The organism is Actinomadura montaniterrae, assembly GCF_008923365.1.
GTDB lineage: Bacteria > Actinomycetota > Actinomycetes > Streptosporangiales > Streptosporangiaceae > Spirillospora > Spirillospora montaniterrae.
This window is the reverse complement of record NZ_WBMR01000004.1, coordinates 51436-63788: the sequence shown is the minus strand read 5'-3', so window position 1 is coordinate 63788 and position 12353 is coordinate 51436. Positions and strand designations below refer to the sequence as shown.

Annotated in this window: 12 protein-coding genes; 3 read left to right on the top strand and 9 right to left on the bottom strand. The window is 68.1% G+C overall.

Annotated features, from left to right (window positions below):
- Position 1: 1 nt before the first annotated feature.
- The 9 genes from F9B16_RS03140 to F9B16_RS03100 all read right to left on the bottom strand — a co-directional run bounded on the left by F9B16_RS03140 (position 2) and on the right by F9B16_RS03100 (position 7839).
- The gene (locus tag F9B16_RS03140) at positions 2 to 1267 is read right to left on the bottom strand and encodes a lanthionine synthetase C family protein (protein ID WP_225991307.1); all 1266 of its coding nucleotides are present in this window, start codon (positions 1265 to 1267) and stop codon (positions 2 to 4) included.
- On the bottom strand, positions 1264 to 4272 hold the full coding sequence (locus tag F9B16_RS03135) for a lantibiotic dehydratase (RefSeq protein ID WP_192808602.1): 3009 nt from the start codon (positions 4270 to 4272) through the stop codon (positions 1264 to 1266). The genes F9B16_RS03140 and F9B16_RS03135 overlap by 4 nt, the downstream gene beginning before the upstream one ends.
- 126 nt (positions 4273 to 4398) lie before the next feature.
- The gene (locus tag F9B16_RS03130) at positions 4399 to 4575 is read right to left on the bottom strand and encodes an FxLD family lanthipeptide (RefSeq protein ID WP_151538273.1); all 177 of its coding nucleotides are present in this window, start codon (positions 4573 to 4575) and stop codon (positions 4399 to 4401) included.
- 123 nt (positions 4576 to 4698) lie between these two features.
- On the bottom strand, positions 4699 to 5556 hold the full coding sequence (locus tag F9B16_RS03125; protein WP_151538272.1) for a helix-turn-helix domain-containing protein: 858 nt from the start codon (positions 5554 to 5556) through the stop codon (positions 4699 to 4701).
- A 20-nt stretch (positions 5557 to 5576) separates the two neighbouring features.
- Complete coding sequence (locus F9B16_RS03120; RefSeq protein WP_318839213.1) at positions 5577 to 6146, bottom strand: DUF6879 family protein; 570 nt, start codon at positions 6144 to 6146, stop codon at positions 5577 to 5579.
- Positions 6097 to 6306 (bottom strand): hypothetical protein, encoded by a 210-nt coding sequence (locus tag F9B16_RS03115; RefSeq protein ID WP_225991306.1) that lies wholly within the window; start codon positions 6304 to 6306, stop codon positions 6097 to 6099. The genes F9B16_RS03120 and F9B16_RS03115 overlap by 50 nt, the downstream gene beginning before the upstream one ends.
- A gap of 204 nt (positions 6307 to 6510) precedes the next feature.
- On the bottom strand, positions 6511 to 6801 hold the full coding sequence (locus tag F9B16_RS03110) for a hypothetical protein (protein ID WP_151538270.1): 291 nt from the start codon (positions 6799 to 6801) through the stop codon (positions 6511 to 6513).
- Positions 6798 to 7004 (bottom strand): hypothetical protein, encoded by a 207-nt coding sequence (locus F9B16_RS03105; protein ID WP_151538269.1) that lies wholly within the window; start codon positions 7002 to 7004, stop codon positions 6798 to 6800. The genes F9B16_RS03110 and F9B16_RS03105 overlap by 4 nt, the downstream gene beginning before the upstream one ends.
- A 292-nt stretch (positions 7005 to 7296) precedes the next feature.
- Entirely contained in the window at positions 7297 to 7839 is a 543-nt protein-coding gene (locus F9B16_RS03100; protein WP_225991305.1) for an ATP-binding protein, read from the bottom strand.
- Between the two features lie 387 nt (positions 7840 to 8226).
- Here F9B16_RS03100 and F9B16_RS03095 point away from each other — a divergent pair, with 387 nt between their 5' ends.
- The 3 genes from F9B16_RS03095 to F9B16_RS03085 all read left to right on the top strand — a co-directional run bounded on the left by F9B16_RS03095 (position 8227) and on the right by F9B16_RS03085 (position 12336).
- The gene (locus F9B16_RS03095) at positions 8227 to 9648 is read left to right on the top strand and encodes a helix-turn-helix domain-containing protein (RefSeq protein WP_225991304.1); all 1422 of its coding nucleotides are present in this window, start codon (positions 8227 to 8229) and stop codon (positions 9646 to 9648) included.
- Positions 9649 to 9703: 55 nt separating this feature from the next.
- Complete coding sequence (locus F9B16_RS03090; protein ID WP_225991303.1) at positions 9704 to 10555, top strand: phosphotransferase family protein; 852 nt, start codon at positions 9704 to 9706, stop codon at positions 10553 to 10555.
- 812 nt (positions 10556 to 11367) lie between these two features.
- On the top strand, positions 11368 to 12336 hold the full coding sequence (locus tag F9B16_RS03085; protein ID WP_151538266.1) for an IS110 family transposase: 969 nt from the start codon (positions 11368 to 11370) through the stop codon (positions 12334 to 12336).
- Positions 12337 to 12353 lie beyond the last annotated feature (17 nt).

The window sequence follows — 12353 nt, the reverse complement described above, 5'->3', positions numbered from 1 at the left end:
GTCAGGCGATCAAAAGACATGAGTCCCATCCCGAAGCCGGCGGACCACTGTGGAGCGCGTACAGCGCCAGCGCGACTCCTGCGGCTCCTTCGAGCAGCCCGAAGTCACTGGTGAGGAGGCCATTGGCTTGGGCGTCGGCGGTGCGCGTTCCGTCCGGGACGATCGCTTCGATCAGCTGCGGAAGATGGTCGTCCAAGCCGGAAGTGACCGCATCGCCGGCGCATCTCGTCGCGACGAGCGCCAGCCCGGCGTAGCCGTGGCACAGTGAAAGGTCGGTCGTCATTTCCTGCTGCCGCGGATCAGCAAGGGCACCTACCAGGGCGTTCTCGGCCATCTGTTGTCGTGCGAGATCTCCCGTGGCGATGGCCGCGAGCTGCTGGGCACGCGCGACGCCAGCAATGCCGTAGCACCAGGAAGGACGAGATGGCTGGGCAACGACCGGGGATTCGCCTCGCAGTTGGGGACGCGTGATCCAGTAGGGCCACCACGGGCCGAAGTCACCGTCTTGCCGCCACCGGTCGAGCCAGGCACATATGCGGGAGATCGCCTCGTCTTGGCCGTCCACGACGACGCCGTCGCGCATCGCCAAGGACAGCAGTGCGAGCGGCCCGGCGATCCCGTGGGCCATGCCGGTGTTGGCGTGCCCGCCGGGAAAGTTGCCGGACGGACGCCCGCCAGGGCCCGAGTCGGTCCACCATCCGGGGAGGATCTCTCCGGCCTCGTCGACTGGCTCGGTGAGCTGAACGAGGTACCTCAAGACGTCGCAAAGCAGGTCGGTATGCGACTTGCGCTGGAGGAGATAGTTCCCGAAGCCTGACAGTCCTCGAATGGCGTCGAATTCCGCGAGAGCCGGCCGCTCGCGCTGGTCGAGGCGAGCTCGGGACGCCTTCAGACGGCGCAGCGTCTGCTGGACGACTTGCTGGTCCAAGACCTCTAGTGTCCGTGCGTACCGATCCCCGGCAGTCTGGAGGGCGAAGGCGAGCGCCGGGACTCCGTAGTGAAGGTGGCTGTCCGGCCCCGCGCTGACGCCATCGCGCGCCACGCAAGACAGCCAATCGTCAGCGGCCCGCCAGGACGCTCGACCGGCACGGGCCCGCTCGATATGAAGGAGGGCGACTCCGGCAGCGCCATGTGCAAGGGATTGAGGCCACCATTGGCGCTGCGGCACACGTCCACGGACGGCCTCTGGAGAATCCAACCGCTCGCTGATCAGGTCGGCCACGGACAGGACAGCGTCCTGCAGGGCTTCCTGCTGCAGCCGACTCACCGCTCGCTCCTCTGGGCGCGAGCTTGCCAGCGCAGTGCGGCTGCACGGGCCAACCGCAGGCACGTGCTCTCGTGATCAGGTCCTATGCCGACAGCGCGCATGTGATGCGCATGCAAGAGCGACGAGGCGACCGAATTCATGCTGATGCTGGGTTCGTCTGCCACGAAGGAGCGGTAGTTCGCCAAAGCATGATCCCGTTCCGCCCACGCCCGGACGATCGCCTCGCCGCCCGGTTCCGCACGCAGGGCTGACCAGGAATCCATAGGGTCAGCGAGACGCACCGACTCGGTCAGGACGTCCCGCGGCGCGGACACGACCTCCTCGGCGTTGGCGTATTCGATCAACCACCTCATGCCCAGCCGGGCGGAGCCGTGAAAGGCCGCTGCCATCGCGACGAACTGGGCAGCTACAAGCGCCTGCGGGTGCAGTTGCCTCGCTTCCCTCAGTTGCACGCATACGGCTCGAGAGTCGGCCGCGAACACAGCCTCGGCGGACCTCATCGTGTCGCCGTCTCCCCAACGGCCCCGCTCCGGGTAGTGGACGGCGAACTGCAGGTCGCGCACCAGGCCGTCCTTTCGAAGGTCGGCCGCCCAGTTACTCACGTGACGCGCGGCCGTCCCGAAGTCGCGAGCGTCGGGCAATGCGACCCGGAGCCGTAGCTGTGGTTCGGGGGCGCGGTACCGGATGAACCACCAGGTTGGGTCCTCCTCCCATCTCGACCACAGCTCGGGAAGGCGTTCCGCGAGGATCTCGTTCTGCCGGCTCGGGTCTCCGTACAACTTGATGTAGAGCCACCGTGAGGCGCCCGGAAGATAGCCGTCTTCGCGTGTGGAAACGCAGGCCGCGATGCCAGATGACATCGATCGCCGTGGCGCCGACCCGCTCCTCCTGAGGGGCAGGACGATCTCGTGGGGACGTCCGCCGAACCAGCCGAAGGCCTCGCTGCCGGACGCCTCCTCCAGCACCGTCCGCCCACCCCGCTGCTGATGCGCTTGCAGCAACTGGATGTGTCCCTCGTGGTCGAGGTCGAGCCACAACCGTTGGTCACCGTCGGCGAGGGCCACATGCTTGGGGAGCTGGCGCCGAGTACGCCAACCCTCAAATGAGTCTCGCCATGGAACGTCACCCTCTGCGAATTCGGAGGTATCGAGCGTCCAGCGGGCAGGTGACAGGATCGCGCGCCGGTGACGTATCTGCGGCAGGAAGGGAAGGGAGCGAGCCGAACCCCAGTTGAACCCCGTGACCACCGCGTTCTGCGCCCGCCCCACCTCCAGCAGGAACCGCGCCAGCGGCGGCGTTGCGGTGCGGAGATCCAAGGCGTGCGGCAGCCTCAGGGAAACCCGCCGACGACGACTGAGCGACGCAAGGTAGAGCCGCTCATCATCACACCCCACAGCAAGGTCCTCCAGCCGCACATCAGTGCGTCCCGGCTGCCGGTGCTCGCCAAGGCTGAGCACGGAAGGGAGCAGTTCAGGGACGCGGGTGACGTCCGCGGCTCGCAAGCTGAGCGGAGCAAATGACAGTTGGACAGGTAGAGCTTCGTCGGCAGTCTCGCCGCGCGTCGGCTCTCGTCCCGACGGCCAGATGAGGTCGACGAAGCGGCCGACCATGGTGTCGATGCCTCGCGAGACCGTGACGACTTGCAGATCGAACGCGCCGCGCTCGATGGCGTTCTTCGAAGCGGCCAAGATCCGGAAGCAGATCTCCAGATCCGCGGGCCACCTCGCCCTGGTCTCGTCCGAGCCGGCGATCCCGGCTATTGAAGCGTCGTCGAGAACGACCTCGCGTTGCCCGTCCAGGGCCGCGGTCTGTGCGAGTTCCGTGAGCCGTTCGTCCCGCCTGGATAACGGCGAGCGCTGCTCCCCGGGCGACCCCGGGTACCCGTCGGGGAAGCCGAGACCGACACCTGGGTTCACCAGCTCCAGAACCGGCACTAGCGTCCCGACTCCGTAGCGCTCGAAGAACCGCGCGTGATACCTCTGCCAGGCCTCGGTGCCGAACGGATGCGCGGTCAGGCGTGCCAGGGCCGAGGCTGCCACCTCCGCCTCCCGCTCGATCTGGGGTGGGAGAGCCAGCTCGCAGTCGAGCCGTAGATCGACCGCCAGGGGTCGCGGCGAGCCGCTGAGTGTGGTCATCCGCTCGGCCAGGGCAGTTCGGCCCGTTCTCGCCTCCTCGACGGAAGCGGCGCGGTTGTGGCGCTCCAGCTCTCGGCTGATCTCTTTCAGCCGGCGCACCTGGTCTGCCACCTGAGGAAGGTCAGCGGCGTCCACGGCATCGAGTTGATCTACGAGGTGCCCGAGTGCGTTCATGACGGTGCTCGGGGCGTGCAGCCCACTGATCAGTACACGCTGCTGAATCAGATCGAGCAGAAGCCCGTCGACCGCTGATGGGGTCGCGTCCGAGTACTCGGCCGATACCTTCTCGGCCAGCTCGCGATAAAGGACCGGCGCTCCTGACGCGACGCTCACGACCAGCTGTACAGCCGCCGTGTTCCGCACAGAGACCTCGCTCAAGACGGCCCGCCGCTGATCGCCAGGCGCTCGCAGTTGAGGAACGACCAGCCGCTCACCGCGCTGGCGGCACAGGTTGTTGGCCATCACCGGCAACCGCTCGACGAGTTGCGCGCACGACTCAAGCCGGGCGATGACATCGGCGAGCCAGGGGCCGCTGGCTCGCGCGATGGCCCGGTGACCAGTGCCCCACCGCACCGACAATCGCGGACCGGTCGACATCGGCGCCACACCGGCGAAGAGCCCGAAGGGCGTCGCCCGTCCAGTCATCCGCACTAGGTACCGCCCTACCGACAACGTGGCCCGCCGCACTCGCCGCGCAGAAGGAGCCTTCGCACTGCGCACGGCGGTCACCTCTCGGGCGAGGTCGGGGCTGGCGTGCTCTATGGCCTCGGCCACGGCTTCGACAGCCCAGACCTCCCGGAGCCAGGCGCACCAATCGCGAACGTGAGCGGACGAACTGCCGGTGAGGTCCGGCCAGTCGGGGACGGCCACTTCGACATGCCGGACGGCCCGCACAAGGCCTGGACCGTCGCACCGGTACAGCGCTCGCCCATCCCCGGATCCCATGAACCCCTCACACTGTCCGCTCTCGTCCGCTCCGCCGTCGCCGCTGAGGCTTCAGCCGACGTTGGTGGCGCATGCACTCGGGCAGGAGCTGCCGCAGCCGTCGTCGGTGAGGTTGATGAGCGCGGCGAACTCGTCGCCGGATTCGATGATGCGGATGTCCAGGTCGAACGGGTCCGAGTCGGTCGCGGGGCCGGACAGCGGGGCCGGGCTGTTCATGCTGGGGGCCATCGTGAAGCTCCTTGGCGTCGCTTGGCGGTGAGATCCGCCCTTCGAGGCGCGGGGGAACCCGCGCAGTGCGACGTTAGGAAGGCAACCCTGGGCCGGTCGACGAGTGTGACCGGATGTGACAGGTCACCTTTGGGCAGCGACCGCACGGCGCGCCGCATCGATCAGGCGACGCGCTCGCAGCCCATAGACGGCGGCATCGGCCAGTGCCGTGAAGATCTGCGCGTACATGGCGATCTCGCGCGGGTGGGTGATGGTGAGGTAGCCGGACACCAGCTCCACGCTGACCTCCTCGGCGTCGTGGATCCAGAAGTCCTCGACAGGCCGTGTTACCCGGTCGCTTCTCATCGGGACGATTCCGAACGACACCGACGGCATCGACCCCACCCGCGCCAGATGGTCGAGCTGGCGCAGCATCACGTCCGGCCCGCCGACCCCGGTCCGCAGAACCGACTCCTCCACCAAGAACGCGAACGTGCGTCCTGGCCGGCGCAGGATCTGCTGACGCTCCATCCGTACGGCCACGGCGGCCTCGACGTCGTCCACCAGGCCGCGTCGTTGCTGAACCGCGCGCAGCACCGCTCGCGTGTAGTCCTCCGTCTGCAGCAGCCCGGGGAGCAGCCACGACGAGTAGGTCCGGAACACGCGGGTGCGCTCGAAAAGGGGAAGCACCGATTCCTGTGCTTGCTTCAGCCCACCGCGCTCCATGCGCCGCCACTCGACCCACATGCCCTCAGCGGCGTGCAGGGACGCCACCAGGTCTTCCGCTTGATCCTCCGCACCGCAGACCTGGCACCACGTCCGGATGTCGAGGGCGGACGGCGGGCGCCGGCCGTGCTCGATATGAGAGATCTTCGTCCGATCCCACCCTGCCGCGGCCGCCAGTTCCTTGGCCGTCAGGCGCGCCTCGGTGCGGATCTCCTTCAGCTGGTCAGCGAGCGCCTGTCGCGCGGCCTGCGCGGACGATGATGGCGAGTTGGGCACGACGACAACGCTCGCGGAAATCAGGACGGCTTGTAGTCCTCATGCGGGATCGCCCGTTCCCACACCGCCTCGAACGCCGACGAGCACAGGGCGACCAGCGCAGGGTCGTCCCGGTTCTCCGGCCCCAGCGACGAGCCGTCCCCGGCGAAGTGGTTGAACTGCACGAGCCGGTCGTCGAACACCCAGTAGTCGTTCACCGGTACGGCCAGATCCAAAGCCCGGCGCCGGGGCAGCCACCTCATCTGCTCGCCCGCCGCGATGTTCATCGGCGTAAGCCCGTGCTCGTAGGCGATGTAGTCCGTGACCGGCTCGGAGACAATCCGCACGCGCCGTACCGTCACACCGCGAGCGACCAGCGGCGCCACCAGGTCGATCCAGTCCTGGCCCCACTCGATAGGGTCGAACCGGTCCCCGTCCCGCCAGCGGAGATAGTCCGGGTCCTCCGGCGTGTAGATGTCGCGCTGCTCCAGGTGCACGGCCGATCGCCGGCACCCGGTCAGCAGCGACGTGAACGACTCCGGGACGGTCCCGTCCGGCCCGTCATTCCCCGTGCCGGCCTGGCCCGCGCCTTCCCCGCTCGTACGTGCCATTGATCGCCTCCAGGATGATGTCCTTCATCACCGGCGGCAGCTTGACCACCACCTCGTCAGGGCCGATCGGACTGTGCCCATCGACCTCGGCCAAGGCCTGCGGGTCGGTGACCTGCTCGCCCTGGAACCACACGTCTCCGGTGTCCTCATCGACGTACACCGCCGGGCACTCGTTCTTCGGAGTGTCCGGGGTGATACCAACGAAACTTAGCCGCATGACGTCCTCCAGCGTCGTGAGTGTGACCAAGAGTGACCGCCGCCCGCTCGACCTTCGCCCACCCCTGAACCGCCGTCAACCCGCATCCGAGTCGGCCGCTGACCAAGACGAAGTTCGACGAGGACGGCGCCGAGACGTTGAGCCCCTTCAGGCATCGTCGAAGGTCATCGGCTGCCCGTTCTGGTAGCGGCGGTACTGAAGAGCCAGTACGGGCAGCGGCAGCAGCGGCCAACGAGTGACAGCGCCGCTGGCCTTGTCGACGACAAGGCCGACAGGGGTCTCGGCCGTCGGGATAGGAGGCGGCTCAGGCATCACCACCTGGACCGGGATCGCCAGGAAGCCGTCCCCGAACTCCCGGATGTGGATGAGGGTCGGCTCCTGATCGCTGCAGGGCCACCGAACACGGGCGCGCCGCCAGGCTTCAGCTGCGTCGATCATGGGTGCTCACCGTCCGGGCCTGAGAAGAGCGCGATCAGGCCAGGCGGGATCGCCGGCGGTGGAGAAACCGTGCCGCCGTGGACGTGCACGATCGCCCGGACAGCGCGTTCGGCATCTCTCGCCGGGGCGATCTGGCGGTTCGGGCTGCGCCAGTAGGCGAAGTACGCCCTGCCCACGTCGCCGCAGACGATGATCTCCGCCATCCTTTCCGGGTCTGGATGGGTGTCAGGAGGCCAGACCCGGAGCACCGGTCGTTCTTGAACGACAAGCGAACAGGTCCAGCCACGTTTCACGAGCGGGCCTGCGAGGGTCTGCAGCAGCCCTGACGGCTGCCGATGCGAGCCGGAAGCCGACTCATTTGGCGTGCTCACCGAGGAGAACTCCTCCGTCAATCGCAGTAGGGAAGCCAGGACCGGCGGCGGAACCCACGGGGGCAGGCTCCGGGAGGGAAGCCTCGGTTCGCACCGCCGGTCCTGGGGTCTAGGGGTGGACGGGTCAGAACGAACAGCCACCGCCAGGGAGCGCGAACGCCACGGCTTTGCCGGGGCGCCCGGTCGCGCAGATGATCGTCGGGTACGCCCGGCACCGTCCGCCCGCGAGCCGGTGCACGATCGCCAGACCGTGCCCGCTCTCCTGCGGCATCTCGTCGGCGTGCGCAGGGCCATCGAGAGAGGCGTCCTGATGGAGCTTCGCGAACACTTCCGGGATGCCGACCAGATCGCTGTCGCTGTCGATGACCTCGCACCAGATCGGCCGTCCGCCTGCCACGACGAAGCGGATCTCGTACGGCCCCTCCGCGTGGGAGACGGCGTTGGCTGCCAGTTCACCGACGGCCAGCTCCGCATCCCCGACGGCCGGCTCGTCGACACCGGCGTCCCGGAGGACCTCGCGAACGATCTGCCGGGCCCGGCGCGCGGCCTTCGCGTCGGGTAGCGCGTGGGCGACGAGGTGATGGCTCGACCGCGCCTGCTCGCTGATCGGCGACTCGGCTCCAGGCCCGGCCATCAGGTCCAAGCAATATCTGCTGGGCTCCGCCACGGTCGCACCTCCTATGGGGGTCACGGGTCTCGACCTCCGACGGCCCGACCCTGCATGTGTGACAGCACAGTGACGCAGGGTTATGGTTCGGCCAATCGCAGTTGGTCCGCGACTCAGCGGAAACCGTGGTGCGACTACGGAAAGCTCTCCGGAAACCGTGGCTGGCCCACGAGAAAACACCGCAAGGCGGACAGGTTCACATCGAGCCCTGTCAGAGCCGCTTACGCTGGACGGACAGCGTCAACCGACCTCGGTGGAACATCGTTGGGAGAGCGGATGGCCCGAGGAGAGCACACCCCTTCCTGCGCCCGGCGGTGGCGCGAACGCGCCGGACACGAATCCTGGAGCACCTGGCAGCTGGTGCAGGCGATCCATGGCTGCTGTGGAGTGAGCCTGCTGAAGGCACACCGCCTGGCCCGCGGCTGGACGGCCAGAGTCGCCATCGACGAACTCGCCGGCCTCTGCGAGCGCGAGAACCTGGACCCACCGCAAGCCAACATCGACCTGCTCAACGCCTGGGAGAACGGACGTGCCCGCCCCCGTCCCGACACCCTCGACCGGCTCGCACGCCTCTACAAGGCCAACCCCGTGCGGCTCGGACTGGCCGCCGACTACTCCGACGACGACGAGCCCAACGAAGTCGTGGTCGTTCCCGCCATGCGCACCCCACCGGCCCAGCCCCGGCCACCGGACGTACCGGTTCTCCTCCCCAGCGCACTGCACGCGCCTGCAGGCGAAGCCGACCAAAGCCTGAGCCGCCGAGCGCTGTTCCACAACGCCCTCGCCGGCCCACCCGGCACTGCCAGCGGACGGCTGCTCGCCGAGGTCGAAGAGCTCCGTCGCGCGATGGACCGCACGCTCGCCTCCGGCACGGTCACCGAAGACCAGATGGACCGCCTCGACGAGATGGTTCTGCAATGCCGTCGCGACTACCTCACCACCCCGCCCCTGCCGATGCTGTGCCAGCTCATGCTCGAGTTCAGCGACGTGCAGAACCTCGCCGCACAACGGCAACCGGGGCCGATCCAGTGCCGGCTGGCCCGTGTGGCCGCCGCGCTCGCCCTGCTCAGCGCGGACGCGCTGATGAAACTCGGCGACATCCGGCAGGCACGCGCCTGGTATGGGACGGCCAAGACAGCCGCTGATGAGACCGGCGACCCGCAGCTGCGCGCGCTCGTCCGAGCCCAGGAAGCGATGCTGCCTTACTACTACGGCGACCTCGCCGAGACCGTGCACCTGGCTCGCGAGGCCCAAGCTCTGGGACGGGCCACTCCCAGCTCACCCACCGCGCTCGCGGCAGCCGCCGAAGCCCGCGCCCTCGCCCGGTTGGGAGACCAGACAGGCGCCACCGCCGCACTCGCGCAAGCCCAACGGCTCTTCGCCAAGATCAAGACCCGCAACACCGGCACGCTCGCCTTCGACTTCACCGAGCAGCGCCTCTACCTGTACATGAGCGGCGCCTACGCCCACCTCCCCCGCCTCAAGCACACCGAGGGCGTCCACGAATCGGCCCTCGCCCTCTGCCCGGTGAACAGCCCCGGCATCGACCCGACGCTCATCAGACTCGACCAGGCCACTGGCCTGGCCCGCGGCAAGCGCGAGAAGGAAGCCTGCGAACTGGCCGCTCAGACCCTGCTTGACCTTCCCGCCGATCAGCGAACGAGCATCGTGTTCGTCCGGGCCCGCGATGTCCGGGCCGCCGTCCCCATCGACCGCCCGCGCGACAAGGCACTGAAGACCCTCGACGAGGCCCTAGCGCTCGAAGCGTCTCCCGCCCCAACCGTCATGGACAGACAGCACCATGCCTAACCAGCTGACCGGCGCCACCGATCTACGCCGACGCGCGCACGCTGCCCTGACCGAGGTGTGCGACCTCGTTGGCCTCGACACCACCGGCGCGGAACTGCTCCGGCTGCGCAGCAATGCGGTCTTCAAATTGCAGGCGCCGATCATCGTCCGCATCGCCACCGCCCCCAACGCTGCCGAACGGCTCCCCGCGGTCCTCGCCGTGACACGCTGGCTCGCCGACCGAGGCTTCCCCACCGTCGAACCCGCAGACGAAATCACCACGCAGCCCGTGGCCGTCGACGGCGTCACCGCCACCTTCTGGCGCTACGTCCCGAGCTCAGCCACCGGCGTCAGCACCACCGACCTCGGCCACCTACTGCGCGACCTCCACAACAGCCCGCCTCCGCCGTTCCCCGTCCGGTCCCTGACCGACCCGCTGGCCAGCATCCGCGCCACCGTCCAGCTCCACCCCGGCGTCCTCACCCCGGCCGACCAAGCATGGCTGACCACCCGCATCGCCCACCTCACCGACGCATGGAGGGCACTGCCCTTCACCTCCCCGCCCACGCTCGTCCACGGGGACGCCTGGATCGACAACCTGCTACGCCACCAAGACGGTCACGTAGTCCTCGGAGACTGGGACAGCGTCGCCATCGGCCCGCGCGAATGGGACCTCATCCACAGCTACCACGGCCAGCGCCGCTTCGGCCTCTCCCGAACCGACGTCGACACCTTCGCCACCGCCTACGGCTACGACCTGCGGGAGTGGGCCGGCTACGAGACCCTCATGCAGATCCGCGACGTCTACGCCATTGGCATCCACATCCGCAACGCCCCCGGCGACCCCTTCTCCCGCCAAGAACTCAAACACCGCCTGAGCTCCCTGAGGACCAACGCGCCGACCGTCCCCTGGCACATGAAGCCCTAACGTTCGAGATCGAGGTTCGCGGGACACCCTCATGAGCCGGGTCGGATCTCACTTGGAACGGACCGTGCCGAAAAGCGCCACGGGCCGAGTCCATGGCCGCGTCCCCCTGGCAACGGCACTTCCTCCGCCGACCCGGCGCTGGCCTCGTGCCGGGCGGAGTGTCGGCGGCGATCCCAGTCGGGATCGGCGTCAGCGTCAACTTCACTGGCGTCGGCCGCTGACCATCACCTCCAAGCCCTCCAGTCGCTGCCGGACATGCTCGCCAGGGCCGTTCACGAGTACCGCTGACCTCGTCGAACACCGAACCTCGGAGATCACTCCCCACGAGCTGCGTGATCGCTTCCCGGGTAAAGGCTGGTGGTCGCTCCGGCTGCTGGAACACCCTAATAGAGCTCGAACGGCCTGAGGCGGGGCAGGGATGCCTTGGAACATCCCGGTGCTGAAGCCCATGCGCAGACGGGCAGCCTGACCCGCTTCGGACCGTTCGCCGCTTACGTCCTGGCGTGGATGGCAGGCCGGAGGTCCGCTTGTTGATCAGCGTCTGACGAGAGACGTTGCGGAACGTCCGCCCCCTCGCCGCCGCCTTGCGGTGCACTTGCTGGTCGTGGTTGCAGCCCGCTCGCACGGTCCATACCTCAGCGGAGTTCCGAGCTCTGAGCTCTCATTGCGCAAGACCGGAACCGTGCGCGTCGCTGAGATCGCGAACGGCTTCATCGGAGGTCAGGCCATGAGCCTTGCTATTAGGGCGCCGCGCGTTCTCGTCAGGGTCTGTGACCAGCACGGACACCCCCTGAACGAACGGAGATCGATACGTGACGGCACAACACCGAGGTGTGTACTGCGGCATCGACTGGGCCGAAGGCCACCACGACATCACGCTGGTCGGCCAAGACGGCACGCTCATCGCCAAACTGCGCATCAAGGACAGCAGTAACGGTTACGCCGAGTTGCTCGAGCTGCTGGCCGAGGCCGGGGACAGCGGTGAGGAGCCGATCCCCGTGGCGATTGAGACGGCCCGCGGGCTGTTGGTGGCCGAACTGCGGGCTACCGGCCGACCGGTATATGCGATCAATCCGCTCGCCGTGGCCCGTTACCGCGAGCGCTGGACGGTCGCACGCTCCAAAAGTGATCACGCCGATGCCTTGGTGCTGGCCAACATCCTGCGCACTGATGCCCACGCGCACCGTCCGCTTCCTGCTGACAGCGACCTTGTCCGCTCCATCGCAGTGCTGGCTCGCGCCCACCAGGACGCCACCTGGCGGCGCATGAAGCTCGCCCAGGAGCTGCGGTCGCTGCTGCGCGAGTACTACCCGGGCTTCCTTGACGCTCTCGCCGTCCACGGCTCAAACAGTCTGACCGGTGCTGACATGCGCGTGCTACTGGCCACCGCGCCGACACCAGGCAGGGGCGCGAAACTCACTCTGGCTCGTATCGCCGCGGCGCTGCGCCGCGGCGGGCGCCGGCGCAATGTCGAGCTACTCGCCGCCAAGCTGCAGCTGGCGCTGCGGTGTCCGCAGATGCGGCAGCCACCACTGGTCGAAGAGGCGATGGGCAAGAACACCCTTGCCCTGCTGAGCGTGCTCGATGCAGCCTGCTCGGGCGTCGATGAACTCGGCAAGGCGGCGACCGAGGCGTTCCGGCAGCACCCCGACCACGAGATCATTACCAGCTTCCCGGGCCTCGCGGACATCAGCGGCGCCCGCGTTCTGGCCGAGATCGGCGATGACCGGGCCCGGTTCTCAGATGCACGAGGCCTAGGGCCTGTTTCTTGGATCGCCTGACGGTGGGCGTTGGTTGG

Bases quoted from the DNA above. Each gene is read 5' to 3' on its own strand.
- F9B16_RS03120 (WP_318839213.1), bottom strand. From the start codon at position 6,146: ATGGCACGTACGAGCGGGGAAGGCGCGGGCCAGGCCGGCACGGGGAAT.
- F9B16_RS03110 (WP_151538270.1), bottom strand. From the start codon at position 6,801: ATGATCGACGCAGCTGAAGCCTGGCGGCGCGCCCGTGTTCGGTGGCCC.
- F9B16_RS03105 (WP_151538269.1), bottom strand. From the start codon at position 7,004: ATGGCGGAGATCATCGTCTGCGGCGACGTGGGCAGGGCGTACTTCGCC.
- F9B16_RS03130 (WP_151538273.1), bottom strand. From the start codon at position 4,575: ATGGCCCCCAGCATGAACAGCCCGGCCCCGCTGTCCGGCCCCGCGACC.